At 68.5% G+C, this 25,416-nt stretch carries 26 protein-coding genes; 20 read left to right on the forward strand and 6 right to left on the reverse strand.

What is annotated here, in order from left to right; genetic code table 11:
- Positions 1 to 172 precede the first annotated feature (172 nt).
- Positions 173 to 1,123, forward strand: a complete 951-nt coding sequence (locus R5O87_RS10145) for an RluA family pseudouridine synthase (RefSeq protein ID WP_410555253.1) — start codon at positions 173 to 175, stop codon at positions 1,121 to 1,123.
- On the opposite strand, the gene R5O87_RS10150 is transcribed toward R5O87_RS10145, so the two are convergent.
- The gene (locus tag R5O87_RS10150; protein ID WP_410555190.1) at positions 1,120 to 1,650 is read right to left on the reverse strand and encodes an O-acetyl-ADP-ribose deacetylase; all 531 of its coding nucleotides are present in this window, start codon (positions 1,648 to 1,650) and stop codon (positions 1,120 to 1,122) included. The two genes, R5O87_RS10145 and R5O87_RS10150, sit on opposite strands and share 4 nt — an antisense overlap.
- A gap of 74 nt (positions 1,651 to 1,724) precedes the next feature.
- On the opposite strand from R5O87_RS10150, the gene R5O87_RS10155 reads away from it, so the two are divergent.
- On the forward strand, positions 1,725 to 2,369 hold the full coding sequence (locus R5O87_RS10155) for a DedA family protein (protein ID WP_410555191.1): 645 nt from the start codon (positions 1,725 to 1,727) through the stop codon (positions 2,367 to 2,369).
- A 17-nt stretch (positions 2,370 to 2,386) separates the two neighbouring features.
- On the opposite strand, the gene R5O87_RS10160 is transcribed toward R5O87_RS10155, so the two are convergent.
- Positions 2,387 to 2,692, reverse strand: coding sequence for a hypothetical protein (locus R5O87_RS10160; RefSeq protein WP_410555192.1), 306 nt, complete (start codon positions 2,690 to 2,692; stop codon positions 2,387 to 2,389).
- A gap of 171 nt (positions 2,693 to 2,863) precedes the next feature.
- On the opposite strand from R5O87_RS10160, the gene R5O87_RS10165 reads away from it, so the two are divergent.
- The 12 genes from R5O87_RS10165 to R5O87_RS10220 all read left to right on the forward strand — a co-directional run bounded on the left by R5O87_RS10165 (position 2,864) and on the right by R5O87_RS10220 (position 12,386).
- The gene (locus R5O87_RS10165; protein ID WP_410555193.1) at positions 2,864 to 3,193 is read left to right on the forward strand and encodes a hydrogenase maturation nickel metallochaperone HypA/HybF; all 330 of its coding nucleotides are present in this window, start codon (positions 2,864 to 2,866) and stop codon (positions 3,191 to 3,193) included.
- A 3-nt stretch (positions 3,194 to 3,196) separates the two neighbouring features.
- Positions 3,197 to 4,108, forward strand: coding sequence for a hydrogenase nickel incorporation protein HypB (gene hypB, locus R5O87_RS10170; protein WP_410555194.1), 912 nt, complete (start codon positions 3,197 to 3,199; stop codon positions 4,106 to 4,108).
- Positions 4,109 to 4,138: 30 nt separating this feature from the next.
- A complete protein-coding gene (locus R5O87_RS10175; protein WP_307025352.1) occupies positions 4,139 to 5,197 on the forward strand; it encodes an NADH-quinone oxidoreductase subunit B family protein in 1,059 nt (352 codons plus the stop codon).
- A 28-nt stretch (positions 5,198 to 5,225) separates the two neighbouring features.
- Complete coding sequence (locus tag R5O87_RS10180; protein WP_410555195.1) at positions 5,226 to 7,019, forward strand: nickel-dependent hydrogenase large subunit; 1,794 nt, start codon at positions 5,226 to 5,228, stop codon at positions 7,017 to 7,019.
- Positions 7,020 to 7,022: 3 nt separating this feature from the next.
- Positions 7,023 to 8,282, forward strand: a complete 1,260-nt coding sequence (locus R5O87_RS10185; protein ID WP_410555196.1) for a NifU family protein — start codon at positions 7,023 to 7,025, stop codon at positions 8,280 to 8,282.
- Between the two features lie 133 nt (positions 8,283 to 8,415).
- Entirely contained in the window at positions 8,416 to 9,060 is a 645-nt protein-coding gene (locus R5O87_RS10190; protein ID WP_410555197.1) for a DUF5947 family protein, read from the forward strand.
- On the forward strand, positions 9,057 to 9,710 hold the full coding sequence (locus tag R5O87_RS10195; protein ID WP_410555198.1) for a DUF6084 family protein: 654 nt from the start codon (positions 9,057 to 9,059) through the stop codon (positions 9,708 to 9,710). The genes R5O87_RS10190 and R5O87_RS10195 overlap by 4 nt, the downstream gene beginning before the upstream one ends.
- Positions 9,707 to 11,122: a hypothetical protein gene (locus tag R5O87_RS10200; protein ID WP_410555199.1), complete on the forward strand. Its 1,416-nt coding sequence runs from the start codon at positions 9,707 to 9,709 to the stop codon at positions 11,120 to 11,122. The genes R5O87_RS10195 and R5O87_RS10200 overlap by 4 nt, the downstream gene beginning before the upstream one ends.
- Positions 11,119 to 11,238, forward strand: coding sequence for a DUF6893 family small protein (locus tag R5O87_RS10205; RefSeq protein WP_410555200.1), 120 nt, complete (start codon positions 11,119 to 11,121; stop codon positions 11,236 to 11,238). Before R5O87_RS10200 ends, R5O87_RS10205 begins: the two co-directional genes overlap by 4 nt.
- Complete coding sequence (locus R5O87_RS10210; protein WP_410555201.1) at positions 11,235 to 11,744, forward strand: hydrogenase maturation protease; 510 nt, start codon at positions 11,235 to 11,237, stop codon at positions 11,742 to 11,744. The genes R5O87_RS10205 and R5O87_RS10210 overlap by 4 nt, the downstream gene beginning before the upstream one ends.
- A gap of 14 nt (positions 11,745 to 11,758) precedes the next feature.
- A complete protein-coding gene (locus R5O87_RS10215; protein WP_410555202.1) occupies positions 11,759 to 12,064 on the forward strand; it encodes a HypC/HybG/HupF family hydrogenase formation chaperone in 306 nt (101 codons plus the stop codon).
- Positions 12,042 to 12,386, forward strand: coding sequence for a hypothetical protein (locus R5O87_RS10220; protein WP_410555203.1), 345 nt, complete (start codon positions 12,042 to 12,044; stop codon positions 12,384 to 12,386). The genes R5O87_RS10215 and R5O87_RS10220 overlap by 23 nt, the downstream gene beginning before the upstream one ends.
- 114 nt (positions 12,387 to 12,500) lie before the next feature.
- Here the strand turns inward: R5O87_RS10220 and R5O87_RS10225 are convergent, their stop codons facing one another.
- Positions 12,501 to 13,274 carry a DUF6390 family protein gene (locus R5O87_RS10225; RefSeq protein ID WP_410555204.1) on the reverse strand — a complete coding sequence of 258 codons (774 nt, stop codon included), beginning with the start codon at positions 13,272 to 13,274 and terminating at the stop codon, positions 12,501 to 12,503.
- Positions 13,275 to 13,469: 195 nt separating this feature from the next.
- Here R5O87_RS10225 and R5O87_RS10230 point away from each other — a divergent pair, with 195 nt between their 5' ends.
- The 3 genes from R5O87_RS10230 to R5O87_RS10240 all read left to right on the forward strand — a co-directional run bounded on the left by R5O87_RS10230 (position 13,470) and on the right by R5O87_RS10240 (position 16,519).
- Complete coding sequence (locus tag R5O87_RS10230; protein ID WP_410555205.1) at positions 13,470 to 14,603, forward strand: ABC transporter substrate-binding protein; 1,134 nt, start codon at positions 13,470 to 13,472, stop codon at positions 14,601 to 14,603.
- A 130-nt stretch (positions 14,604 to 14,733) separates the two neighbouring features.
- Positions 14,734 to 15,768 (forward strand): FecCD family ABC transporter permease, encoded by a 1,035-nt coding sequence (locus R5O87_RS10235; protein ID WP_410555206.1) that lies wholly within the window; start codon positions 14,734 to 14,736, stop codon positions 15,766 to 15,768.
- Positions 15,761 to 16,519, forward strand: coding sequence for an ABC transporter ATP-binding protein (locus R5O87_RS10240; RefSeq protein WP_410555207.1), 759 nt, complete (start codon positions 15,761 to 15,763; stop codon positions 16,517 to 16,519). Before R5O87_RS10235 ends, R5O87_RS10240 begins: the two co-directional genes overlap by 8 nt.
- 170 nt (positions 16,520 to 16,689) lie before the next feature.
- On the opposite strand, the gene ppc is transcribed toward R5O87_RS10240, so the two are convergent.
- Entirely contained in the window at positions 16,690 to 19,500 is a 2,811-nt protein-coding gene (gene ppc / locus R5O87_RS10245; RefSeq protein ID WP_410555208.1) for a phosphoenolpyruvate carboxylase, read from the reverse strand.
- Between the two features lie 303 nt (positions 19,501 to 19,803).
- Here ppc and R5O87_RS10250 point away from each other — a divergent pair, with 303 nt between their 5' ends.
- On the forward strand, positions 19,804 to 20,622 hold the full coding sequence (locus R5O87_RS10250; RefSeq protein ID WP_410555209.1) for a DUF1684 domain-containing protein: 819 nt from the start codon (positions 19,804 to 19,806) through the stop codon (positions 20,620 to 20,622).
- Positions 20,623 to 20,725: 103 nt separating this feature from the next.
- Here the strand turns inward: R5O87_RS10250 and R5O87_RS10255 are convergent, their stop codons facing one another.
- Both R5O87_RS10255 and R5O87_RS10260 read right to left on the reverse strand, forming a co-directional pair.
- On the reverse strand, positions 20,726 to 21,922 hold the full coding sequence (locus R5O87_RS10255; protein WP_410555254.1) for an acyl-CoA dehydrogenase family protein: 1,197 nt from the start codon (positions 21,920 to 21,922) through the stop codon (positions 20,726 to 20,728).
- A 32-nt stretch (positions 21,923 to 21,954) separates the two neighbouring features.
- Positions 21,955 to 22,773 carry an SDR family NAD(P)-dependent oxidoreductase gene (locus R5O87_RS10260; protein ID WP_410555210.1) on the reverse strand — a complete coding sequence of 273 codons (819 nt, stop codon included), beginning with the start codon at positions 22,771 to 22,773 and terminating at the stop codon, positions 21,955 to 21,957.
- A gap of 161 nt (positions 22,774 to 22,934) precedes the next feature.
- On the opposite strand from R5O87_RS10260, the gene R5O87_RS10265 reads away from it, so the two are divergent.
- Both R5O87_RS10265 and R5O87_RS10270 read left to right on the forward strand, forming a co-directional pair.
- Positions 22,935 to 24,194 carry a glycoside hydrolase family 76 protein gene (locus tag R5O87_RS10265; RefSeq protein ID WP_410555211.1) on the forward strand — a complete coding sequence of 420 codons (1,260 nt, stop codon included), beginning with the start codon at positions 22,935 to 22,937 and terminating at the stop codon, positions 24,192 to 24,194.
- A 174-nt stretch (positions 24,195 to 24,368) separates the two neighbouring features.
- Positions 24,369 to 25,415, forward strand: a complete 1,047-nt coding sequence (locus R5O87_RS10270; protein WP_410555212.1) for an iron ABC transporter substrate-binding protein — start codon at positions 24,369 to 24,371, stop codon at positions 25,413 to 25,415.
- The last annotated feature ends 1 nt before the right edge of the window (position 25,416 follow it).

Raw genomic sequence — 25,416 nt, forward strand, 5'->3', positions numbered from 1 at the left:
ACCGACAATTTTATTTGTCAAGAACTTTTTTATCATCCGTTGCCGTTTCGACGGTTCCCTGCCCGCACGACGGCACGGACCGTCGTATGCGCAGGGAACCGTCGAAACGGGGGGACCGGGCCGGGGGCCGGGAAGCGAGCAGGAACCGGGCGCAAAGTAGAATGGACCGGTGATGCAATCCCCCCTTCCCGTGCGCGACGGCGTGAACGCGACCCGCCTGCGCCTCCCGGACGAGGGCCCGTGGGACACCGCAATGGACTACATGATGCACCGCTGGGGCCACATCGACCCCCAGGGCATCGAGGACAGGTTCGACGCCGGCGAGATCGTGGGCGAGGGCGGCATCCCCCTGCACCGCGGCACCAGGCTCGAGGACCACACCTTCATCTGGTACTACCGCACGCTCCCGCCGGAAACCCGGCTGCCCGTGGAGCTGAGCATCCTGCACCAGGACGAGCACATCCTCGTGGTGGACAAGCCCCACTTCCTGCCCACCACCCCGGGCGGCACCTACATCCAGGAATCCGCCCTCGTCCGGCTCCGGAACCAGCTGGACCTGCCGGACCTGATCCCCATGCACCGCCTGGACCGCATGACCGCCGGCATCCTCCTGCTGTCGACGAACCCGGAGACCCGCGGTAAGTACCAGGTGCTGTTCGAGAAGCGCCAGGTCCAGAAAGAGTACGAGTGCGTGTCCGCCGCAGAACCGGCCGCCGGGCATCCCGCCGTCGGCTTCCCGGTGGTGGTCCGCAACCGGATGACCAAGTCCCGCAGCTATCTCCTGGCGGAGGTGATCGAGGGCGAGGCGAATGCGGAGACCCGCATCGACCTGCTGCGGACGTTCGACGGAGGTGATCCCCGCCGCACATCAGCCGGGGCCGGCCGCCTTGGCCTGTACCGGCTCGAACCGCACTCCGGGAAGACGCACCAGCTCCGGGTGCACATGGCCTCGCTGGGGCTGGGCATCCTGCACGATTCGTTCTATCCCGAGCTGCTGGACAAGGCGCCGGACGACTACACGAAGCCGCTCCAGCTGCTGGCCCGCGGCATCCGGTTCGTGGACCCCATCACCAAGGCGCCGGTCGAGTACCGCAGCCGGCTCCAGCTGAGCGGAGTCCGCTAGCCAGCACCCTCAAGGACATCCCGGAAGACCGCCACGGTTTCCGGGCTGAAGAGCACAAACTCCACGAGCTCCACGCCGCCTTCGGTAGAGCGGGCGCCATAGGACCGGACAGCGTCGAAAGCAACCTGCGCCACCTGGCGGGCGTCCCACCCATAGACCCCGGCGCTCACCGCGGGAAACGCCAGCGACCGGACCCCGAGGCCCTCTGCAACCCGCAAGCTCTCGGTGAAGCACGATGCCAGCAGCGCAGGGTTGGTCTGCCCTGCGTTGCGGTTGGGGCCGACGGTGTGGATGACCCATTGTGCCGGCAGGCCGAACCCGGGTGTGGCCACGGCAGCCCCCACCGGCAGCCCGTCCCGGAGCGTCGTCGCCATCAGCTCGCGGCAGGCGGCCAACAGTTCCGGCCCTGCGGCTCTGTGGATCGCCCCGTCCACGCCGCCGCCTCCCAGCAGCGAGGAGTTGGCCGCATTCACCACCGCGTCCACTGGCCGTCCGGTGATGTCACCCTCAACGATCTCTATCCGCATGCAGCCAGTGTGGCACTGTCCCCCGCCCAGGCGTAGAGGGTCCGCCGGCGTTCCGTGTGCGGTACGTTGTGCAGATGGACTTCGGCAATCCGGACACGTGGAGCACTGCGATCTACTTCTGGATCATTCCCGCTGTCCTCGGCGATGCCATCTTTCCGCCGATCCCGTCCGAGATGGTGCTGATCACGGGCGGTGCCCTGTCCGCCGCGGGCCGGGCCAACCTGTTCCTGGTCGGCGCCCTGTCCGCCACCGCATCATGGCTGGGCGACATGGTGGTGTTCCAGCTGTTCAAGCGCCGGCTGAGCCACATCCTGGACCGCTGGACCTGGGGCCGGAAAGTCCACCGCGGCATCCACGAGGCTATCGCCAAGGCGGGCCGGTCCTCCGCCTACGGAACGATCATCGGCGCCCGGTTCATCCCGGGAGGGCGGCTTGCGACGTCGGCCGCCGCGGGCATCGCCGACGTCTCCACCCGGGGCTTCAGCCTGTGCGCCGGGCTGGGGGCCGTGCTGTGGGCGACGTGGCTCGTGGGCCTCGGCTACTTCACGGGCTCCACCACGCGGCTGCCGTTCTGGGCGAGTTCGCTGATCGGGGTGGCTGTCGGCCTGGTGATCGGCGCCGTCGTGGGCCTGATCGTCACCCGCCGGCGCGGCGACAGGTCCCCGGTGGACGAACCGGGCAGCGCCCCCGAGCCGGGCACCCAGGCTCCGGGCGCCTGAGCCTTCAACACCCAAGGTTAGACGGGCGCCCAGCGGCCGCGGCTGCGGCGGAGCACCGAAAGCGAGCCTGTCAGCGCAACGCGTTCGACGGCGTCGCGCATCACGGCTGCCGATTCCAACGCCGCGCTGTTCTCACTGTTGTATTCGGCGGGCTCCACGAGGAACCGCAGGTTCAGCTGCGGCACGCCGCCGGCCAGCTCCAGCTGGTGCGACTCCACATGGTGCCGCGACCCCAGCACCTCCACAGCGGTGTCCATCACGGCTTCGGGAGGGTTGCCCGGCTTCAGCCCGGTGATCTTGAGTCTGGTCTGGAAGGACGGCATCCTCCAACCCTAGCGCCGGGTGTGGCAGCCACAGCGCGAACGGCACTTGAGGCCCCAAATTCCGGCGCCCAGGGGCCTCAACTGTACGTTCGCGCCGGGGAGCGGCGGGCGGGGTTTGGGCGGTTGCGTTTTGTCTGGCGCGAGCCTATCTTGGCAGGAAGGGGCGCGATCATGCACGAACTCTCCATCACGCAGGGCCTTGTCGACGCCGTTCTCAACCGCACAGGCGAACGGACGGTCACGGCGGTCAACCTGAGGATCGGCCCCCTTTCGGGCGTACTGGCTGATGCGGTGCGCTTTTGTTTTGACGTGGCGGCGGCGGGCACTCCGCTGGCCGGCGCGCGGCTGCACATCGATGAACCGCAGGGCCGGGGGCGGTGCCGCAGCTGCCAGGACGAATTTTCCCTGAGCGATCTCATACTGCTTTGCCCTTGCGGAAGCGCGGACGTCGAAGTCCTCAGCGGCCGTGAGCTGATGCTGATGTCCGTGGAGGTGGCATAGGACATGTGTACAACATGCGGTTGCGGCGACGAGGCCGGCACCCGCATCTCAAACCTTGCAGGCGAACTGCAGACACCCGGGCCGGGGCACGTGCACAGCCATGCCGACGAGCACGGGCGCATCTATACCCACGAGCACGCAGACTCCCCTGACCACCACCACGGGCAGGCCAACGGGCACCGTCATGCGGAGCCGGGCACGGAGACCATCGTGCTCGAACAGAACCTGCTGGCCAAGAACGACCTGCTGGCCGCCACGAACCGCGGCTGGCTTGCCGGCCGGGGAGTCCGCGCGTTCAACGTCATGAGTTCACCGGGCGCGGGCAAGACCACCCTCCTGGTCCGCACCCTGACGGAGCTCGGCGGACGCCTGAACGCGGGCGTCATCGAAGGTGACCAGGAGACATCCCTCGACGCGGACCGCATCCGCGCCACCGGGCGCCCCGTCATCCAGATCAACACCGGAGCGGGCTGCCACCTCGACGCCGACATGCTCCGGCACGGCCTTGATGCGCTGTCCCCGGAACCGGGCTCAACGGTCTTCATTGAAAATGTGGGCAACCTCGTCTGCCCCGCGCTTTTTGACCTCGGCGAAACGGCCAAGGTGGTGATCGTCTCGGTAACGGAAGGTGATGACAAACCCCAGAAATATCCGCACATGTTCATGGCAGCCGACCTCGTGATCGTCAACAAGTCGGACCTGCTCCCCTACGTTGACTTCGACATCGACCAGTGCCTGCGGCGCGTCCGGCAGATCAATCCGCGGGCCGAATTCCTTACGCTGTCCGCCACCACCGGCGAAGGCCTCGCCGCCTGGTACGGCTGGCTCGACGGCGCCACCTCCTCCGCGGCGGCGCCAACCCCCGGGGCCTCCCGGCCTGAACCCCTGGCCGGTTCCCTGACAGAAGCACACTGAACCCCGCAAGGGGCACTGAAAGAGGCAACGATGCCTACGGAAACTTCCCTTAAGGCCGAAGAAGCCCTCATCCACGTGCTGTGGATCAATGCAGGGCTCAGTTGTGACGGCGACTCGGTGGCGCTGACCGCGGCCACCCAGCCGAGCGTCGAGGAGATCGCCCTCGGGGCGCTGCCCGGCCTGCCGAAGATCGCCATGCACTGGCCACTGATCGACTTTGAATGTGGCCCGCAGGAAGGGGCCGACGATTTTCTGGAATGGTTCCGCAAGGCGGACCGCGGCGAACTGGAGCCGTTCGTGCTGGTGGTGGAGGGCTCCATCCCCAACGAGAAACTCCATGACCCCGGCGGCTACTGGTGCGGGTTCGGCAATGACCTCGAGACCGGGCAGCCGATCACCACCAGCGAGTGGCTGGACCGCCTGGCTCCCAAGGCCACGGCCATCATCGCCGCCGGAACGTGCGCCACCTACGGCGGCATCCACGCCATGGCGGGCAACCCGACCGGCGCCATGGGCGTGCCGGACTACCTCGGCTACGACTGGAAGTCCAAGGCCGGCATTCCCATCGTGTGCGTGCCCGGCTGCCCGATCCAGCCTGACAACCTTTCCGAAACCATGACCTACCTGCTCTACCAGGCCACCGGCCAGGCACCAATGATTCCGCTGGATGAGGCATTGCGCCCCACGTGGCTGTTCGGCAAGACGGTCCACGAGGGCTGCGACCGGGCCGGCTACTACGAGCAGGGCGACTTCGCCACCGAGTACGGTTCCCCCAAGTGCATCGTCAAGCTCGGCTGCTGGGGTCCCGTGGTGAAGTGCAACGTGCCCAAGCGCGGCTGGATGAACGGCATCGGCGGCTGCCCCAACGTCGGCGGCATCTGCATCGGCTGCACCATGCCCGGCTTCCCGGACAAGTTCATGCCGTTCATGGATGAGCCTCCCGGCGGCAAGTTTTCCACCAGCACCATCAGGCCCTACGGCTCCGCCATCCGGACCCTGCGGGGCATCACAACGCACACCCTGGACCAGGAGCCCAAGTGGCGCCGGCCCGGACCTGAGCTCCTCACCGGGGCCCGGCGCACCTGGTAACCCACCCACGTCCAGACAGGCGAAGACAATGACGTCAACAATTCCCATGGGTTCCGGAAGCGGAACGGGCAACAACAACCTGGTGGAGATGAACTGGGACCCGATCACCAGGATCGTCGGCAGCCTCGGCATCTATACCAAGATCGATTTCGAAAACAACCAGGTGGTGGAGTGCAAGAGCACGTCCTCGATCTTCCGCGGCTACTCCCTCTTCATGAAGGGCAAGGACCCGAGGGACGCCCACTTCATCACCAGCCGCATCTGCGGGATCTGCGGCGACAACCACGCCACCTGCTCCTGCTACACGCAAAACATGGCCTACGGCGTCAAGCCCCCGAACCTGGGGGAATGGATCGTCAACCTGGGCGAGGCCGCCGAGTACATGTTCGACCACAACATCTTCCAGGAGAACCTGGTCGGCGTGGACTACTGCGAAAAGATGGTCTCCGAAACCAACCCCGGTGTCCTGGCCAAGGCGGAAAACACCAGGGCACCGCACGAGGCTGACCACGGCTACCGGACCATCGCCGACATCATGCGCTCGCTGAACCCGTTCACCGGCGAGTTCTACCGGGAAGCCCTGCAGGTCAGCCGCGCAACCCGTGAAATGTTCTGCCTCATGGAAGGCCGCCACGTGCACCCCTCCACGCTGTACCCGGGCGGCGTGGGAACAGTAGCCACCATCCAGCTGATGACGGACTATCTCACCCGGCTCATGCGCTACGTCGAGTTCATGAAGAAGGTCGTCCCCATGCACGACGACCTGTTCGACTTCTTCTACGAGGCTCTGCCGGGCTACGAACAGGTAGGGCTGCGGCGGACGCTGCTGGGCTGCTGGGGATCACTGCAGGACCCGGACTACTGCAACTTCGAGTACAAGGACATGACCGAGTGGGGCCGGAAGATGTTCGTCACGCCCGGCGTGGTGGTGGACGGCCAGCTGGTCACCACCGACCTGGTGCGCATCAACCTGGGCCTGCGGATCATGCTCGGTTCCTCGTACTACGAGGACTGGGAAGGCCAGGAAATGTTCGTCACGCACGATCCGCTGGGCAACCCGGTGGACCGCAGGCACCCCTGGAACCAGCACACCAACCCGCGGCCGCAGAAGCGCGACCTCGAAGACAAGTACAGCTGGGTCATGTCCCCGCGCTGGTTCGACGGACAGGACAACCTCGCACTGGACACCGGCGGCGGCCCGCTTGCAAGGCTCTGGGCCACGGCGCTCGCCGGACTCGTGGACATCGGCTACATCAAGGCCACCGGCACGAGCGTACAGATCAACCTGCCAAAGACCGCGCTGAAGGGACCTGTCACCTTCGAGTGGAAGATCCCGCAGTGGAGCAACACGCTCGAACGCAACCGCGCCCGCACCTACTTCCAGGCCTACGCCGCGGCCGCTGCGCTGCACTTCGCGGAAAAGGCCCTCGAGGAAATCCGCGCCGGCCGCACCAAGACCTGGGAAACGTTCGAGGTCCCGGATGAAGGCATCGGCTGCGGCTTCACCGAGGCGGTCCGCGGTGTCCTGTCCCACCACATGGTGATCCGCGACGGCAAGATCGCCAACTACCACCCCTACCCGCCCACGCCCTGGAACGCCAGCCCCACCGATTCCAACGGCGTGGCCGGTCCGTATGAGGACGCGGTCCAGGGACAGCCGATCTTCGAGGAGAACGACCGGGAGCACTTCAAGGGCATTGACATCATGCGCACCGTCCGCAGCTTCGACCCCTGCCTGCCCTGCGGTGTCCACATGTACCTGGGCAACGGGCAGACGCTGGACATGCTGCACTCCCCCACCCAGACCCTGACCGGCGAGTAGGCCATGCCCGGCGGGGACCGGCCGCCGCTGCAGAACGGCGACCAGATCGGCACACTCCTCGATGCCCTCGGCTCCGGCGGGGCGGTGGCCCGCGGCCGTGCCGAGGACCTGGTCCGGCAGGTGACAGACCTCTACGGGGCGGGGCTGCAGCGGATCATGGAGATCCTGCAGGCCCAGGGAAAGCTCGACGACGACACGCTGGAAGCGCTGACCGCGGACAGCCTGGTGGCCGGGCTCCTGGTGATCCACGGGCTGCACCCCCATTCGATGGAGGCGCGGGTGGCCGCGGCGCTGGACAGCGTCCGGCCCTACCTGGGCTCCCACGGCGGCGACGTGGAGCTGGAAGGCATCAGCCCCGACGGCGTGGTGCGGCTCAAGCTGCTGGGCACCTGCCAGGGCTGCCCGTCGTCGTCCGTCACCCTCAAGTACGCCGTCGAGGAGGCCATCCAGAACGCCGCCCCGGAAGTGACGGCGATCGACGTCGTCGAGGCGGAAAAGCAGCCGGGTGCGCCGGCATTGATTCCGGTGGACTCGCTGCTGGTCCGGGTGAATAATCCGGCGGGCGGCACGCCCGCGGAATCGTGGCACGACATGTCCGGCGGCACGTGGGAACCCGTTCCGGAGATCGCCGGGCTCGAACCCGGCGAGGTGGCAGGTTTCCTCGTCGGCGGCTACGCCGTGCTGGCCTGCCGGACAGGTCAGGACATCTACGCGTACCGGGACTATTGCCCGCGCTGCACCGGCTCGATGGCCGGCGCTGTGCTGCAGCGCGCCCTCGCGGCGCCGGTTGGCGGCGGCCTGCTCACCTGCCCCACCTGCCGCGGCCACTTTGATGTGCGGCGGGCGGGGATGTGCCTCGAGGACAAGGGCCTGCACCTGGAGCCGCTTCCGCTGCTGGTCCGGAACGGCGTGATGTCCGTGGCGGTCCCGACGGCGTCCGTGCAGTCCGTGCCGCTGCCGGTTCCACCGGTCCCGTTGACGCCGGCGGCCGTGACCCCGGTGCAGGCACTCCCGGTGGTGACACCGGCCGGACTGGACAGTCCGCCGAAGCCCGAACCTGCAGAGCCCGGACCGCCGGCCAGGGAGCCTGCTGCAGTATCTGTGGCCGCAGCCTCCGTCGCGGCTGCGTCAGTCGTGGCAGCGTCCGTTGTGGGAGCGTCCGTTGTGGGAGCGGTCGCGGCAGACTCTGCGCCGCCGGAAGCGGCCTCAGAGTCGGCCGCCGTAGCTCCGGCACCGCACGCAGCCGCGGGACAGGACCGCTGAGATGAGCGTGGGGAACGGAGGAGGTACAGGTCGCGGTGCGGGAACCGGCCAGGCGAGCGGCGCCTTGCCGGTGGCCCTGTTGCGGCGGATTTCCGCGAACCGGCCCGCTCCCGCGGCCGGGGAATGCTGCGAAATGTGCGGCGAACCGATTCCCGACGCGCACCAGCACGTGGTGGACCTGGAGAGCCACGCGATGATGTGCACCTGCCGGCCCTGCTACCTCCTCTTCACAGACGCCACCGCGCACATGCGCTACCGCTCGGTGCCTGATAGGTACCTCTCCTTCCCCGACTTCGATCTCGGCCCGGGGCAGTGGGACGAACTGGAAATTCCGGTGGGCCTTGCCTTCTTCTTCCGCAGTTCCAAACTCGGCCGCACGGTGGCGTTCTACCCTGGTCCGGCGGGGGCCACGGAATCGGAACTGCCTCTCGCGGCGTGGGACGCGGTGCTGGCCTGCAGCCCGGCCCTCGGCCTGGCGGCGCCGGACACCGAGGCGCTGCTGATCCGCGGTCCGGGTCCGGGCAGGTCCGCAGCGGACTGCCACCTCGTTCCGGTGGATGCCTGCTACGAGTTGGTGGGCCGGCTGCGCCGCCTCTGGCGGGGGTTCGACGGCGGCCAGGAGGCACGTGATGAGCTCGCCGCCTTCTTCGACAGGATTGGCCGCCGCAGTGTTCCGGCCCCGGCAGACTCCGACGGCGCACCCGCTTCCGGCGCAGCGGCTTCCGGCAGTACTGCTTCCGGCAACGAGGCATCACCCGGCACTGGAGGCTACAGGTGACCGAACTTTCCTTCGCCGTCCTGGAGATCCGGCCCGAGCCCTACGCCGCCGCCCCGCAGCTGACGGCCAGGCTGCAGGTGACGGAAGGCACCGGTGCGGTGGTGCACGCCGTGGCGCTGCGCTGCCAGGTGCGGATCCTGCCCCAGCGCCGCGGCTACGCGCCCGGGGAGGAGACCGGCCTCCTGGACCTCTTCGGAGACCGCGGCCGCTGGCCCACCACGCTCAAGTCGTTCGTCTGGTTGCAGTGCAGCACCATGGTGCAGGGCTTCACGGGCAGCACGGAGGTGGACCTGCCGCTGCCCTGCACCTTCGATTTCGACGTGGCCGCCGCCAAATACCTGCACGCCCTGCACGACGGCGAGATACCGCTGGAGCTGCTGTTCTCCGGCACCGTCTTCACCAAGGGGCAGACCGGGTTCACGGTGGAACAGGTGCCGTGGGACCTCGAGGCGTCCTACCGGCTGCCTGTCGCCGCCTGGCGCAGCCTGATGGACCAGTATTTCCCCAATGCGGGATGGATCCGCCTGGACCGCGACGTCCTGGCCGCCCTCGCCCGGTACAAGTCCTCACGGGGCCTCACGTCCTGGGAAGCCACGATGGAGAAACTGCTCGCCCAGGCCGCCGCCGATGTATCCGGGGATCGGCCATGAACACCGGTCTGGCCCTAGCCCGCGCAGTCGCCGACGCCGTCCTTTACGAGGGCTACCTGCTCTACCCCTACCGCGCCTCCTCCCAGAAGAACCAGGCCCGCTGGCAGTTCGGGATCCTGGGTCCCCCGGGCGCCGCGGCGGACGGCAGCGGGGAGGAACCGTCCATGTCCGCCGACTGCCTGCTCGCCCCCGGAGCCCGGGTCGGGCTGGACATCCACTTCCGCTTCCTGCAGCTGCAGACGCGCACGGCAGAAATAGCGGACGACGGCGGCGGGTTCACTCCCGTGGACAGCCTCGCCGTTGGCGGGGCGAACTGGCTGAGCTGGGACGAGGCAGTCGAGCAGGAAAAGGTCTTCGGCCCGTTCTCCGCGGCCCAGCTCCGGGCCGGACTGGTCCTGACCGTGGACGTTCCGGAGGGTGTCGACGTCGAGGAACTCAAGGACGGCGGCGGGCGTCCGGCCGGCCGACTGGTGCGCCGCCGTCGTGCTCTTCGCGGTGAACTGCGGCTCAACGCCGCCGAAGCTACCGGCGGGCTGCTGCGGCTCAGCGTCACCGCTGCCAACACGGCCGGTCCCGTGCCAGCCAATCCCGTGCCGTCCGGTGGCCGGCCTGCCAATGCCCTGCCGGCCGGGAACCGGCAGGACGCGATTGCGGCCTCCTTCATCGGGGCGCACCTGCTGCTCGGTGTGCGGGACGGGGATTTCATCTCCCTGCTGGACCCGCCGCCGTGGGCGCAGACGGCAGCCGGACTGTGTTCCCAGCACCGCTGCTGGCCCGTGCTGGCCGGCCCCGAAGGCCAAACCGACGTGCTGCTGATCTCGCCCATCATTCTCTACGACCACCCCGCCGTGGCCCCGGAAAGTTCGGTGGCGCTCTACGACTCCACCGAGATCGACGAGATCCTCACGCTGCGGGTGCTGACGCTGACCGACGAGGAAAAGACCGAGGCGCGGGCGACGGACCCGCGGGCTGCCGCCGTTATCGACCGCTGCGAGGCAATGTCGCCGGAGGACCTCCGGCAGTTGCACGGCGCCCTCCGGAACCCGCACGCATTCGCGCCAGATCCTTCTGAGTCATGGACCACGGCGGGCGGGGACGTTCCCTGGTGGAATCCCGAAGCGGAGGCCAGCGTCCGGCCGGACGAGGACGCCGTCGTGATCAACGGCGTCGCGGTGGCGCGCGGCAGCAGGGTGAGGGTGCACCCGAAGCGCCGCGCCGATGCCCAGGACCTGTTTTTCGGCGGGCAGACCGGGCGGGTCACCAGCGTGCATTTCGACGTCGACGGCAGCACCCACGTCGGGCTCGTCCTTGAGCAGGATCCGGCGGCGGATCTCCATGAGGGCTACGGCCGGTCCTTCTACTATGCGCCCGACGAACTGGAACCGCTGGACGGAAAGGAACCCCCGCAATGAAGGCAATAGGAACGGCCACAGTTTCAGTGCTGGCAGTGATGGCACTGTGGGGCATCTACGTCGGGATCCGTGCAGTTCCGGATATCCGGCGGTACATGAAAGTGCGGCGGATGTGACCGCCGCCAGCGTCCTCGTGGCCGGCGTCGGGAACATGTTCCTGCACGACGACGGCTTCGGTCCCGAGGTGGCGCGGCACCTGGCCGCCCAGCCGCAGCCGCTCGCCCCTGGCGTCCGGGTGGTGGACTACGGCATCCGCGGCATGCACCTTGCCTACGATCTCCTGGCCGGCGTCGACACCCTGGTCCTCGTGGACACGGTGCCGCCCGACGGGGTCTCGGCCCCCGGCAGCATCCGCGTGCTGGAGGTCAGCTCGGCGGACCTGGACAGCAGGGCCTCGTTTGACCCGCACGGCATGGACCCGGCGGCCGTGCTGGTCCGGCTTCGGTCGATGGGCGGCGGCTTGCCTGCCACGTATGTGGTGGGCTGTGTCCCCGCAGACCTGTCCGAGGGCATCGGCCTCTCTCCGGCGGTGGCTGCGGCGGTGCCCGAGGCTGCCGCCGCCGTCGGGTCCCTGCTCGGCCAGCAGTCTTCCGCTCCAAACCGGTCGTCCACTTCTACGTAAGGCGGTGTCCGCACATGTGCCTCGGAATCCCCGGCAGGGTCGTCGAGCTCCTCGAGGGCTACGGCGGTCAGCTCGCACTGGCCGATGTGGCCGGAGTGCAGCGGAAAATCAACATCGGGCTGCTGGATGAGGGCCCCCTGGAACCCGGCACCTGGGTCCTGATCCACATGGGCTTCGCGCTGGAACGCGTGGACGCCGCGGGCGCGGAACAGGCCATGGACGGACTGGAACTGATGGGCCGCCCGGCGGACACCCCGCCCGGACCCGAGCCGGCACAACCACCACAAGGAGAACAGCATGTCACCCACGAACCAGCCTGATTCCGACGGCAGGGCCAAGGACGAGGGCACGGCACCAGGTACGGCGCGGGCGTTCGGCAGCGAACCGCCGCTGAAGGAACCAGCCCAGCCCGGAGCAGACGAAACCCCGGAGGACGCCGCACCGCCACCGGCCGGCGTCGGCGTCAGCACCACCCGCCGGGGCGAGGACGTCATCAAGGAGGAGGGCTCCGAGGCGGGGCGCGAGCACACGGGAACCGACGAATCCCCTGCCGGCAGGCCGGCGGGCGAGTCGTCCGCCCGGGATGCCACCGCCGTGAAGAGCCCCGAACATCCCGACGGCGCCGCACCGCAGTCACCGTAGGCCGCTATCACTGCAGGCTGCAGGCACCGTAGCCGGCGGCCCGGGCCGGAATCGCCTGGCCCGAGTCGCCTGGTCCGGACGCGAGGCCAGGTTCTCTGCCGTTGAAGTTCGGCGCTAATGCTCGAGCGCTATGGCCGCCCCGCGGTGCTCCACGCCGCTGTTGGCGATCCGCAGGTGACGGGCCGTAAAGTGCTTCAGCTGCTGCAGCTGGTGGGCCGAGAGGCGGTCACACACCCAGTCCCAGTGGAGTGAGACGACGTCGCCCACTGCGAGCCCTTCCACGAAGCCCGTCCCGTTGACGGCAAACTTGGCCGATTCCACTATCGGCTCCCCGATGTCCAGGGCCGTGCCGTCCCACACCAGGGGCCGCGAGCGCACGACGGCGTCGTCTCCCGTGATTGCGAGCACCTGTCCCCAGCGGATCCGGCATCTGTCCAGCACGTTCAGCGCGGTGGCGTGCCGCCGTTCGTCGCGCAGCAGGCTCAGCCATGGGTAGATCTCGAACACGTGGAAACTGTGGTGCGGGACCCCGCCCGCCAGCACGCCTTCCACCAGATGCGGGAACTGCCGGCCGGTGCGCGCCCGGAAGCGGTCCTCCATGGAGTTGCCGATGTTCGTGATGCCGACGGAATCCAGCAGGCTGTTGCCCACCCAGTAGGCCTCCACCACGCGGGCATCGAGCGGATCGGCAATGCTGTGCGACCCCGCGATCAGTTCGAGGTAGGGCCACGCCCCGGCAAAGCCCTTGGCCAGTTCGCGGAGCCCCTGGTCCGTGACGCCGGACTGCCCGTAGTGCAGCAGGGCGTCACTGTCGGGCGGCCCGCAGCTCCCGCGTGAATTGGGCGGATAGGCATAGCGGACGAACAACTGGGCACCATCGATAACCATCCCGTGGCCACCTTCTGCGAGCGTCTTCTGAAAGTAGCACCGGGCCCTGACGCCGACAAGGGAACATGGCACCCACGAGGGACAGCCCGCCGTCGGCAACTCCCCCGCACCCCGGCTCCACGCACGCCGGCGGAGGCGTTGACAGCCCTGCCGCCGAAGCGGATGCTGTGAGGACCCACTCGCAGGGAGTCAACGATGACAGCTGCAGACCTTAACCGCCGCGCCGCCCTCCAGGTGTTTATTGCAGGCGGCTCCGCCGCCCTGCTGGCCGGGTGCGGTGCATCCGGCACCGCACCGCCGTCGTCCCCTTCCGGCGGCGCCAACAGCATCAGCCTCATGGACCAGCGCGGCAAAACCCTGTCCTTCGCCCGGCCGGTTGCCCGGGTGGTGACCATCCCGATGCCGTCGGCGTCCCTGCTGGTGGCGGTCGACCGCAGCGCCGACCATCTCGCGGCCATGCACAACGCCTCCTGGGTGGCCATGCGCGACGGCATCATGGGCACCATGTTTCCCGCCGCCCTGGGCCTCCCGCACGACATCGCCACCCAGGACTTCACCGCCAACGTTGAAAGCATCCGGGCCCTCAACCCGGACGTGGTGGTGCAATGGTCGGACGCGCAGCTCATCGAGCCCCTGGAGAAGGCAGGACTTCAGGTGCTGGGGCTGAAGAACTCCGGAACCCAGGAGGATGTGGACGCCTGGGTCAGCATGTTCGCCACCATGCTCGGCAAGCCCGACCGTGCCACCGAGCTCAAAACCCGCAGCGACCGGGAGCTCGCCGAGGTCAAGTCCCTGGCCGCCGGGCGCAGGTCCAAGGGCCCGAGCATCCTGTACTTCAACCGCTTCACGGGCGGGCTCAAGGTTGCCGGCGCCAACAGCTACAACGACTTCTACATCAAGCTGGTGGGTGGCTCCAACCCGCCAACCGGCAAGGACCCGCTCACCGGCTCCGGCATGGTGGGCGTGGACATCGAGCAGGTGCTGCGCTGGGACCCGGAGGTCATCCTGCTGGGCAACTTCGACGCCGCCATGCCGCAGGACATCTACAGCGACCCGGTGTGGCAGAACGTGTCCGCGGTCCAGTCGAAGCGCGTGTACAAGGTCCCGCTGGGCGGCTACCGCTGGGATCCGCCCGGGCAGGAGTCTCCGCTGATGTGGCACTGGCTGGGTGACATCGCCTTCCCGCAGCAGAAATCGGCGGTGCGGAGCACGGCATCCGAATACTTCAGGTTCCTGTACAACCACGAGCTCACGAAGGCTGAACTGGACAAGATCCTCTGGGCTGAGGAGAACGGGCAGTCCGCCAACTACCGGCAGTTCGATGCTTGATGAGGCCGGTTCCCCGCGCTTGCGGAGGCGGCCGCGGCCGCGGCCGGCACTGCCGCGGGCGGGCCCTTTTGCTGCCCCGGGCGGCGCCATACAACCAGACGCCGTAAAACCAGACGCAGGGAAACGGGCGGTGGGAGAACGACGGCGGGAGCCCGCCGTCGTCGTTCCCGTCGCCTTAACTGCCTGCTTCCTTGCCGCTGTGGCGCTGCTGGCACTGGCGGTGGGGCGGTACAGCGTGCCGCTGGACCACGTGGTCCAGATCCTGGCCGCCCAACTCGCCCCGGTTCCGGTCCAGGCCAGCGGCACCGAACAGAATGTGGTGCTGCTGGTCCGGCTGCCCCGGGTGCTGCTCGCCTTGCTGGTGGGCGGCGGCCTGGCGATCGGCGGCGCCGCCCTGCAGGCCATTTTCCGCAATCCCCTGGTCAGCCCGGAGATCATCGGGGTGTCCGCCGGCGCGTCCTTCGGCGGTGCTCTGGCGCTGCTGCTCGGCCTGGGTCCGTTCCTGCTGGTCGGCGGTTCCTTTGCCTGCGGGCTGCTGGCCCTCGGGACCCTGTTCCTCATCACCTCGGGCCGCGCCGGGACGCCGATGCTCATGATCGTGCTGGGCGGCGTGGTCACCGGGTCCTTCTTCTCTGCCCTGGTGGCCCTGGTGACCTACATTGCGGACCCCAACACCACGTTGCCGGCCATCGTCTTCTGGCTGCTCGGCAGCGTCTCCACGGCAACTTTTGCCAAAGTCGCCGTGGCCCTCATCCCTGTCCTCGGCGGGGCAGCCGTCCTCGTGGCCCTGCGCTGGCGGATCAACGTGCTGTCCCTCGGCGACGAGGACGCGGCGGCGCTGGGTGTGCGTCCCCGCCCGCTCCGCTGGGTGGTGCTCGTGGCGGTGGCCCTGATTGTGGCCGGGGCGGTGGCAGTCAGCGGCGCCGTCAGCTGGGTGGGCCTGGTGATCCCGCACCTGGCCCGGATGTGGGTGGGCCCGGACCACCGCGTCCTCTTGCCCGTGTCCTTCCTGCTGGGCGGCGCCTACATCGTCCTGGTGGACACCATCGCGCGCACGGCCACCGCCGGGGAGATCCCGCTCGGCGTCCTCACGGCGCTGATCGGCGCGCCGGTGTTCTTCCTGCTCCTGCGCCGGAACCGGGAGAAGGTCTGGGACAGTGCTTGAACTCGACAGCGTGGGCTTCGGCTACTCGTCCCGGGACTGGGTGTTCCGCGGCGTCAGCTTCCGCGTGCCACCGGGAACCGCCACCGCCGTGCTGGGCCCCAACGGGAGCGGCAAGACCACGCTGGTGCGCTGCGCCGCAGGGTTGCTGGACCCGCAGGAGGGGACCGTCCGGCGGAGCGAAAGCGCCGGCTACGTGCCGCAGGCCCACGGCAGCGCCTTTGCCTACCGGGCGCTGGACATGGTCCTGATGGGGCGGGCACGGCACGTTGGCGTGTTCCGGACACCCGGGCCGACCGACCACGATGCAGCACTGGAGGCGATGGAGCGGGTGGGCGCAGCCGGGCTGCGGGACCGGCGGTTCCCCACACTGAGCGGCGGCGAGCAGCAGCTGGTCCTGATCGCCCGGGCCATCGCCGCCGGCTCGCCCATCCTGGTGCTGGACGAGCCCGCCACCGGCCTGGACCTCAAGAACCAGGCCCGCGTCCTGACGCTGCTGCGCGAACTGATGGCCGACGGCATGGCCCTGCTCCTGAGCACCCACCATCCCGACCACGCCCTGCACCTGGCCGACCGTGTGGTCCTGCTGGGCTCCGGCGGCGTGCGGACGGGCCCGGCCGCGGAGCTGCTGACCGACGCCCAGCTGTCCGCACTCTACGGCGTGCGCGTGAGCACCGTGGCCTACTCCGACGACGGCGACGGCTCCCCCAGCATCTCGCCCCGCCGGACCATTGTGGTCCACTACGGCAGCTGACGCCCTCTCACGTCCTGCGGCTTTTCCCACGACGCTCTCTCACGTCCTGCGGCTTTTCCCACGACGCTCTCTCACTCCCTGCCACCCAAACGCAAACGCTCTCGCACCGAACTTTTTCGGTGCGAGAGCGTTTGGGGGAAACCTGCGGGAAGTGAGAGCGCGTCCCAGGGCTACCCGGTGTTGCGGAGGCCTGCCGCCACCCCGTTGACGGTGATGAGCATGGCCCGCTGCAGGCGCTCGTCGATCTCGCCGCCGGTAATGCTGGCACCCTCGGCACGCACGCGGCGGAGCAGTTCCACCTGGAGGTAGCTGATCGGGTCGAGGTACTGGTCACGGATTTCCAGGGACCGCTTGAGCGTGGGCTGGGCGTCCAGCAGCACGTTTTCGCCGGTGAGGTTCTGGATTTCGGAGACGGTGAGCTCGTACTCGTCGCGGATGGCGCGGAAGAGGTGGTGCAGTTCCTCCGGGACCAGGGTGTCCACGTAGTAGCTCGCGATCTCCATGTCCGTCTTGGCGAGGGTCATCTCCACGTTGGACAGCACCGAGCGGAAGAAGTGCCAGCCGTGCATCATCTCCACAAGCTGGGCGGAGTTCCCGGCATCCCGGGCTGCCTTCAGTCCGGAGCCGACGCCGAACCAGCCCGGCACGATCTGCCGCGACTGGGTCCAGCCGAACACCCACGGGATGGCCCGGAGGCCGCCCAGCCCGGCACCGGAGTCCGGGCGCTTGGACGGGCGGGAGCCGATGTTCAGGGAACCGAGCTGCTCCACCGGCGTCGAGGCCAGGAAGTACGCCGGCAGGTCCGGGTGGTCGATGAGGCTGCGGTAGCGGGCGAACGCGGCGTCGGAGATGGTCTCCATGACGTGGCCGAACCGCTCGCGCTGGTCGTCCGAGGTGCGCGGCGTGCGGTGCAGGGCGGACCCCTGCAGCACTGCGGCGAGGGACAGCTCCAGGTTTTCGCGGGCAAGTTCCGGCAGGGAGTACTTGTCCGAGATGACCTCGCCCTGCTCGGTGAACTTGATTTCGCCCTCGAGGACGCCGTTCGGCTGGGCCATGATGGCGTCGTAGGTGGGTCCGCCGCCGCGGCCCACGGAACCGCCGCGGCCGTGGAACAGGCGCACGCGGACGCCGTGTTTGGTGGCAATGTCGCGCAGCTTGCGCTGGGTCTTGTGGATTTCCCACTGGCTGGTCATCACGCCGGATTCCTTGTTGGAGTCCGAGTAGCCGAGCATGACCTCCTGGACGTCCCCGCGCAGCCGGACCAGCTCGCGGTAGGAGGGGTCGGACAGCAGCTGGTCCACGATCTCGGCCGAGGCGCGCAGCTCCTCCACGGTTTCCAGCAGCGGGGCGAAGCCGATCTTGGCGTACGGGGCGTCGCCGAAGAGGCTGACCAGGCCGGCCTCGCGCGCCAGGACCGCGGCGGCCAGGACGTCGTCGGCGCCGCGGGTCATGGAGATGATGTAGGTCTCGATGACGTCCGGGCCGTAGGTCCGCAGGGCGCGGCGGATCTCCCGGAAGACGTCGTACGTGCCGTCTGCGGCGCCGTCGAGCTTGATCGGGTGGCCGGACAGCGGCCGGCGGGAGGCGAGCTCGGCGCTCAGGACCTCGAGCCGCTCTTCCCGGGTCAGCTCGGCGTACCGGATGCCGGGGCCGCCGAGGCGGTCCATGAGCTGCCCGACGGCGTCATGGTGGTGGTCTGCATGCTCGCGGATGTCGAGGGTGGCCAGGTGCAGGCCGAAGGAGGCGATGGCCCGGCGGACGCGTGCCAGCGCGCCGTCCGCGGCCAGGGACGCCGAGTGGTTGCGCAGGGACAGCTCCAGCAGCTCGAGTTCGCCGATGAGGTCCTCGGTGGAGGTGTAGTCGCGGCCCGGCTGGTGCTTGGCCCCGGCGGCGACGCGCTTGCCGGTGTTGATGAGCTTGGCCTTGATGCAGGTCAGCTTCAGCCGGTAGGGCTCCTGGGCGTTGAGTTCCAGGATGCGGCGGTCCAGGCCGGGCAGCTTCGCGAGGTCGGCGTCGATCGAATCAAGCAGCGCCTGGTCCGCTCCGGCGAGCGCGGTGGAGTTGGACAGGATCGAGATGAGCTCGTCGATCATGGCGATGCTGATCCGCACCGCGTTCTGGTTCTGCAGCTGCAGGATCTCGTGGGTCACGGCCGCGGTGACGTTGGGGTTGCCGTCGCGGTCACCGCCGATCCAGGAACCGAACCGGATCGGGGCGTTCTGGGCCGGCAGCGCGACGCCGTGCTCGCCGAGGAGCTCCGAGAAGTCTGTGAGCATCTCCGGCAGCGCGTCCGTCAGGATGCTGTTGAGGTAGTAGATGGCGTTGCGGGCCTCGTCGACCGGTGTGGGCCGGACCTGGCGCAGTTCGTCCGTCTGCCACATCTGGTCGATCATTTCGGACAGCTGGCGGTCCTGCCGGCGCCGGGCGCTGGTGCCTTCCTCGGTGGGCTGGGCCAGGACGTCGGAGAGCTTGCGGATCTTGTCCAGCACGGAACGGCGGGATGCCTCGGTGGGGTGCGCGGTGAAGATCGGCCGCACATCGAGTTCGTTGACGACTTCCTGCAGCACCGCCGGGCCGGCCTGCCCCGCGATGTCCTCGACGGCCTTGGCCAGCCAGCCGTCCTTCTCCTGCCGGGTGCGCAGCCGGCGGACCCGGTGGACCTGCTCGGCGGCGTTGGCGAGGTGGAAGTAGAAGGCGAAGGCACGGACCAGATCAGTCGCCTGTTCGAGCGGCAGGGAGGCGAGCAGCTCGCGTACCTGGGCAACGACGTCGTGCGCGCTCCACGGTCCGGTGGCGTCCGCGCCGCCCCGGGCGGCCTCCTTGGATTCCTTGGTGAGCAGGCGGACCTGCTCCACGAGGTCAAGGAGTTCGGGGCCGTGCTGGCGGACCAGGGATTCGCCCAGCAGGGTGGAGACGCGGCGAACATCCGCGCGGAGTTCGGCGGCGAGATCTGTTTCGGAATTCATTGCAGTGTCAGCCATGGAAACTATCTTTCGAGTGTTTGACTTTGGCTCGTACACTGCGCTGGATACTGTGAGCCGGGTTACTGTTCCTATGGGATGTTACCCGCAGCCGGCCGCAGCCCGGGAATATGTCTCAGATGTTGTCAGGCCCTTGAACCGGAGCGGCCGGTCGCTGTATTTAGGGCGCTGCACCTGGAACCTGGCCCCCGGATCCGCCGGAACGGGGCCCTTCACCAAGGCTACGCCGCCCGCCCGGCCGGCGGAATGAAGTGGCCCGGCACGAAGTTGACCCCTACGCTGACCACACCCGTTGGAGGACACATGAGCACCACAGCAGACGCCCAGCTCGAGCGCTGGCACCGCTTCCGGAAAGGCCGCAACACAGCCCTCGCGGCAGAACACGGCTGGCTCACCCTCACCTCGTTCCAGTGGCTGGAAAGCCAGCCGGCCGCCATCGACCTCGTCCCCGGACAGTGGTCGGCGGACAGCACGACGGCGACACTCACCGCAGCGGCGTCCGACGGGCTGACGCTCGTGGAGACCGGGGAACCGGTGGACGGGACGGTCACCGCACGGCTCGCGGACGAGGAGTCGCTGATGTGGGTGCAGTTCGGCGGCGCCGACGGCCGGCAGGTGGTGGTGGAACTGGCGATGCGCGCCGACAGGTACGCCATCCGCACCCGGGATTCCTCGTCGCCGGTGTTCACGGGGTTCGACGGCGTGCCCACCTTCGACTTCAGGCCCGACCTTGCGGTGGAGGCCAGGTTCGAGCCCTACCCTGAGCCCGTGGATGTTCCCATTTCCACCGCCAACCCGCTGGTGGACGGCGTGCACCGCAGCGTCGGCGAACTGGTGTTCCGGCTGCCCGGCAAGGACCACGAGTACCGGCTCCAGGCCGAGGAGGAGAAGCTCGGCGCCCTGACCGTCACGTTCCACGACGAGACCAACGGCGAGACGACCGACGAGTGGCGCAAGGTGTCCACGGCACGCCCGCGGCCGGACGGCTCCCTGGTGCTGGACTTCAACCGCGCCATCAATTACCCCAGCGCCTTCACACCGTACGGCACGTGCCCCATGCCGGTGCGGAACAACAGCCTGGACGCCCGGATCGAGGCCGGGGAAAAGCAGCCCGCCTCCTGAGACACGGACCGTCAAGCGCGAACGTACACTTGTGGCCCCATTTCGCGCCTCGAATGGGGCCACAAGTGTACGTTCGCGCTCCACTCATGGCCGGGCAGGACGGTCAGGCGATCGCGGAGACGCCCGTGACTGCGCGGCCCACGATCAGGCTGTTGATCTCGTACGAGCCCTCGTAGGTGTAGATGGCCTCAGCGTCGGCGAAAACCTTGGCCATCCGGTAGTCCGTGACGATGCCGTTGCCGCCCAGGATGGACCGGCCCATCGCCACGGTCTCGCGCATCCTCGCCGACGTGTAGGACTTGGCCAGCGCCACCTGCGCCATCCCGGCACCGTGGTCCTGCAACTGCGCGATGCGGACCATCATGCCCATGCTCGCCACGGCGTTGCCCAGCATGGACACCAGCTGCTGCTGGATGAGCTGGAACCTCGCCAGCGGACGGCCGAACTGCTGGCGTTCGACGGCGTACTGGCGGGCGACGTCGAACGCGGCCAGCTGCTGCCCCACCGCCTGCCAGGCCACCATGATGCGTGAACCGCGGAGCAGCTCGTTGGTGTCCTCGAAGCTGCCGATGCCGGCAAAGCGGTCGGCCTCGGCGACCCGCACATTCTCGAACACGATGTCCGCGTTCTGCACCGTGCGCAGGGCGATCTTGTTCTCGATCCTGCTCCGGCTCACTCCTGGCAGCGTGGCGTCCACGATGAAGCCGCGCACGGCGCCGTCGGCCTCGTCCCGGGCCCACACCAGCATGTAGTTGCAGAACGTCCCGTTGCCGATCCACCGTTTGGCGCCGTTCAGCACCCAGCAGTCCCCGGCGCCGTCGGCCTCTCCGGTAGTGCTGGAAACCCGGCGCGCCCGGGTCTCCATGCCGCCGGCGACGTCCGAGCCGTGGTCCGGTTCGGTCAGGGCAAAGGCGCCGGTGGTCCTGAGGCTCGAGGCGTCGGCGAGGTACCGGCGGCGCTGGTCCTCGGAGCCGAAGCGGTAGAGCGACTCGACGAAGAGGTCGTGGTGGACCAGGAAAAACGTGGCGATGGACGTGTCCACGCGCGTCATCTCCGCGATCACCAGCCCGGCGAAGAGGTGGCTGTAGCCGCGCTGCGCCGGCGTGCTCAGCTCCAGCGCCGCAAGCTTGGGCAGGATGTGCGCCGGGAATTCTGCCCTGTTCCACCAGTCCCCGGCGAACGGCGCGATCTCCGCGGCCAGGAACTCCCGCAACTCAGCGAGCTTCCGCTGCTCGGAGGCGCTGAGCAGCGACTCGTAGCCGAAGAAGTCGGCGGTGGGCAGGGTGTCGACGGCGGATATCGCCGGCGCGGCCGCGCCAAGTCCGGCGCCGCTCACTTCGGGCCCATCCGGATGGCGCCGTCGAGGCGGATGGTTTCGCCGTTGAGCATCGCGTTCTCCACGATGTGCGCGGCGAGGTTGGCGTACTCGGCGGGCCGGCCCAGGCGGGAGGGGTGGGGCACCTGCCGGCCCAGTGACTCCTGCGCCTCCTGCGGCAGCCCGGCCATCATCGGCGTCTCGAAGATGCCGGGCGCTATGGTCACCACACGGATCAGCGACCGGGCAAGTTCGCGGGCCAGCGGCAGCGTCATGGCGGCCACTCCGCCCTTGGAGGCGGCGTAGGCAGGCTGGCCGATCTGCCCGTCGAAGGCGGCCACGGAGGCGGTGTTGATGATGACGCCGCGCTCCTCCCCGCCGAGCCCGGTGACGGCAGGCTCGGTGCCGGCCATCGCGGCGGCGGCCAGCCGGACCACGTTGAAGGTCCCCACCAGGTTGATCTGGATGACGCGCTGGAAGGTTTCCAGCGGCAGCACGCCGTCGCGCCCCAGGACCTTGCCCGGCGTGGCGATGCCCGCGCAGTTCACCACGATCCGCAGCGGGCCCAGCCCGGCGGCGGCGTCGACGGCGGCCTGCACCTGGTCCTCGCTGGTCACGTCCGCGGGAACGAAAACCGCCTTGGGGGCTGCCGGCGAATGGCCCGCAAGGCCCCGCGGGCCCGCCGCGTTCAGCTCATCGGCGTATGCGGCGCCGGCCGAAGAGGCGAGATCGGCGAGCACCACGGAAGCGCCGGCGTCGAACAGCCGCCGGGCCGTGGCAGCGCCCAGGCCGGATGCACCGCCCGTGATGAGCGCGACGGAACCCTCGATCTCCATACATCCTCCTTGATGCGGAACCGGTCGATGCGGTCCGGATCCCGGCCGCGAACGTTAGTTAGTGAATGTTAACTGAAATAGGCGGCAGATGCACCCGCGCCGCACGGTTGCCAAGGGCCCGCGCCGCACGGTCGCAGCGAGCGGTTCGATAGGCTGGCACCATGACCCAGCCAGACGCAGACGCCACCCCGGATGCCGCCTCTGCGCCTGCCGCGGCCTGGGCGGAACGGGCGGACGAGGCCGCCCGGTCGGTGACGCACCTCTTTGGCCAGCGGCTGTTCTTCCTGCCCGGGACGCACATCGCGGCCACCGCCCGCCCCTCCGGCCGGATCGAAAACCTCCGCCGCCCGTGGCACTACTGGTGGCAGGCGCACTACCTGGACTGCCTCGTAGACACCGGCCTTCGCGAGCTCGGCAAAGCGGGCAGCCCGCCGGAAAAGTTCGACGGCGATACGCGGCCCAGCGCCGGCCAGCTCGCTTCGAGGCTGGTCACCGGCATCCGGCTGCGGAATTTCCTGACGTACGTCAACCATTACTACGACGACATGGCATGGCTGGCCCTGTCCACACTCCGGCTGGAGCGGCTGGCCGAGGAGAGCCGCAGGCCCAGCCCCCGGCGGCAGGAGCGAATCCGCAAGAGCCTGACGCTGCAGTTCGACTCGGCGTCCACCGACGACCTGGGCGGCGGCACATTCTGGAGCACCAAGCGGGACTTCAAGAACACCCCGGCAACAGCCCCCGTGGCGCTCTACTATGCACGCACGGGCAACACCGCCCGGGCGCAGGCCCTGCTCGACTGGCTGGATGCACGGCTGTTCGACCCCGCCCGCGGGCTCTACCAGGACGGGATCCGGGTCCGCAGCACCGGGGAGACCGTCCTCGAGGACGCCATCTACACCTACAACCAGGGGCCCGTCCTGGGCGCCCTGCTGGAACTCGGCGGCACCGCCAACCTGGGACGCGCCTCAACCGTGGTGCGTGCGGTGGCCATACACCTCACCCTGCCGGGCGCCGCCGCCAGTGGGACAAACGCCGCCAAGGAAACAGGACCCGCCAACGAACTGGTTCTCCGCTGCGACGGAACCGGCGACGGCGGGCTGTTCACCGGCATCCTCACCCGCTACCTGGCGCTGGCCGCCAACGACCAGCGGCTGCCGCGGGACGTCCGGACCACGGCCGCCGGGCTGGTCACCGGCACGGCAGCTGCCCTCTGGGCCGGCCGCCGGCTAATCGCAGCTGGCGAACCCCTGGCCCGGCACGGCCGGGCAGGGTATCCGGTTTTCCCTTCCGAGCCCAAGCGGCCGGCGGGCGACACCTATCCGCCGGGTGCCGCCGTCGAACTTTCCACCCAGCTTCAGGCCTGGATGGCCCTGGAGGCCGCGGCATCGCTGGACCTGGCCCCAGAAGGGCCCGGCAATTAGCAGGCAATTAGGACACGCAACAGTTTCGTAATTGATGTGATCCTCATCACTTAATGCCCTTGTCGCTTGGTGCTTAGGTTTGGCTAACCTACAGTTTTTCGAGTGAGCTTTGCCTAACTTTCCCAGCTCACAGAGGGCCTCGCCCACGAGACTTTTGCAGAAAGAAGCACCTTGATGAAGATCCGCCTCAACGCGCTGGCCGGCATCGCGATCGCCGCCACCGCAGCCCTCGGCCTGTCGGCCTGCGGCTCCAGCACCTCCCCCGCTGCCTCGCCCTCCGCTGACCCCGCCAAGGGCGAGATCACGGTCTACAACGCCCAGCACGAAAGCCTCACCAAGGAATGGGCGGACGCGTTCACGGCGGAAACCGGCATCAAGGTGACGCTGCGCCAGGGCTCGGACACCGAGATGTCCAACCAGATCATCCAGGAAGGCGCAGCTTCCCCGGCCGACGTCTTCCTGACAGAGAACTCCCCCGCAATGGCGCAGGTGGAGAACGCCGGGCTCTTCGCCGACGTGGACAAGGCCACCATCGCCCAGGTTCCCTCGGAATTCCGTCCCTCCACGGGCAAGTGGACCGGCATCGCCGCCCGCTCCACCGTGCTGGTGTACGACAAGAACAAGATATCCGAGGACAAGCTGCCGAAGTCCATGCTGGACCTGGCCAAGCCGGAGTGGAAGGGCAAGTGGGGTGCTTCCCCCAGTGGCGCCGACTTCCAGGCCATCGTCTCCGCGCTGGTCGAACTCAAGGGCGAAGCCGCTGCCGACGCATGGCTGAAGGGCATGAAGGAGAACTTCACCGCCTACAAGGGCAACAACACCGCCATGAAGGCAGTGAACGCCGGCGAGGTTGATGCCGCGCTGATCTACCACTACTACTACTACGGCGACCAGGCCAAGACCGGCGAGAACTCCAACAACGTCACACCGTACTACTTCAAGAACCAGGACCCGGGCGCATTCCTCTCGGTCTCGGGCGGCGGCGTCCTGAAGTCGTCGAAGAACGCTGAGAAGGCGCAGGCTTTCCTGAAGTTCATCACCGGCAAGAAGGGCCAGGAAGTCCTGCAGAAGGGCACGTCCTTCGAATACGCCATCGCTTCCGGCGTCCCGGCCAACGACAAGCTGGTCCCGATCAAGGAGCTTGCGGCTCCCACCGTGGACCCCGCCAAGCTCAACTCCAAGAAGGTCACCGAACTGATGACCAAGGCAGGACTGCTCTAAT

This window comes from Arthrobacter globiformis (assembly GCF_046536215.2).
In the GTDB taxonomy this organism is placed as follows: Bacteria; Actinomycetota; Actinomycetes; order Actinomycetales; family Micrococcaceae; genus Arthrobacter; species Arthrobacter globiformis_E.

Excerpts from the sequence above, each read along its gene's own strand:
- R5O87_RS10220 (WP_410555203.1), top strand. The coding sequence starts at position 12,042 with ATGTCACCCACGAACCAGCCTGATTCCGACGGCAGGGCCAAGGACGAG.
- ppc (WP_410555208.1), bottom strand. The coding sequence starts at position 19,500 with ATGGCTGACACTGCAATGAATTCCGAAACAGATCTCGCCGCCGAACTC.
- R5O87_RS10250 (WP_410555209.1), top strand. The coding sequence starts at position 19,804 with ATGAGCACCACAGCAGACGCCCAGCTCGAGCGCTGGCACCGCTTCCGG.
- R5O87_RS10165 (WP_410555193.1), top strand. The coding sequence starts at position 2,864 with ATGCACGAACTCTCCATCACGCAGGGCCTTGTCGACGCCGTTCTCAAC.
- R5O87_RS10175 (WP_307025352.1), top strand. The coding sequence starts at position 4,139 with ATGCCTACGGAAACTTCCCTTAAGGCCGAAGAAGCCCTCATCCACGTG.
- R5O87_RS10185 (WP_410555196.1), top strand. The coding sequence starts at position 7,023 with ATGCCCGGCGGGGACCGGCCGCCGCTGCAGAACGGCGACCAGATCGGC.
- R5O87_RS10160 (WP_410555192.1), bottom strand. The coding sequence starts at position 2,692 with ATGCCGTCCTTCCAGACCAGACTCAAGATCACCGGGCTGAAGCCGGGC.
- R5O87_RS10225 (WP_410555204.1), bottom strand. The coding sequence starts at position 13,274 with ATGGTTATCGATGGTGCCCAGTTGTTCGTCCGCTATGCCTATCCGCCC.
- R5O87_RS10200 (WP_410555199.1), top strand. The coding sequence starts at position 9,707 with ATGAACACCGGTCTGGCCCTAGCCCGCGCAGTCGCCGACGCCGTCCTT.
- R5O87_RS10265 (WP_410555211.1), top strand. The coding sequence starts at position 22,935 with ATGACCCAGCCAGACGCAGACGCCACCCCGGATGCCGCCTCTGCGCCT.
- R5O87_RS10155 (WP_410555191.1), top strand. The coding sequence starts at position 1,725 with ATGGACTTCGGCAATCCGGACACGTGGAGCACTGCGATCTACTTCTGG.
- R5O87_RS10190 (WP_410555197.1), top strand. The coding sequence starts at position 8,416 with ATGTGCGGCGAACCGATTCCCGACGCGCACCAGCACGTGGTGGACCTG.
- R5O87_RS10150 (WP_410555190.1), bottom strand. The coding sequence starts at position 1,650 with ATGCGGATAGAGATCGTTGAGGGTGACATCACCGGACGGCCAGTGGAC.
- R5O87_RS10260 (WP_410555210.1), bottom strand. The coding sequence starts at position 22,773 with ATGGAGATCGAGGGTTCCGTCGCGCTCATCACGGGCGGTGCATCCGGC.
- R5O87_RS10230 (WP_410555205.1), top strand. The coding sequence starts at position 13,470 with ATGACAGCTGCAGACCTTAACCGCCGCGCCGCCCTCCAGGTGTTTATT.
- hypB (WP_410555194.1), top strand. The coding sequence starts at position 3,197 with ATGTGTACAACATGCGGTTGCGGCGACGAGGCCGGCACCCGCATCTCA.
- R5O87_RS10180 (WP_410555195.1), top strand. The coding sequence starts at position 5,226 with ATGACGTCAACAATTCCCATGGGTTCCGGAAGCGGAACGGGCAACAAC.
- R5O87_RS10205 (WP_410555200.1), top strand. The coding sequence starts at position 11,119 with ATGAAGGCAATAGGAACGGCCACAGTTTCAGTGCTGGCAGTGATGGCA.
- R5O87_RS10215 (WP_410555202.1), top strand. The coding sequence starts at position 11,759 with ATGTGCCTCGGAATCCCCGGCAGGGTCGTCGAGCTCCTCGAGGGCTAC.
- R5O87_RS10270 (WP_410555212.1), top strand. The coding sequence starts at position 24,369 with ATGAAGATCCGCCTCAACGCGCTGGCCGGCATCGCGATCGCCGCCACC.
- R5O87_RS10145 (WP_410555253.1), top strand. The coding sequence starts at position 173 with ATGCAATCCCCCCTTCCCGTGCGCGACGGCGTGAACGCGACCCGCCTG.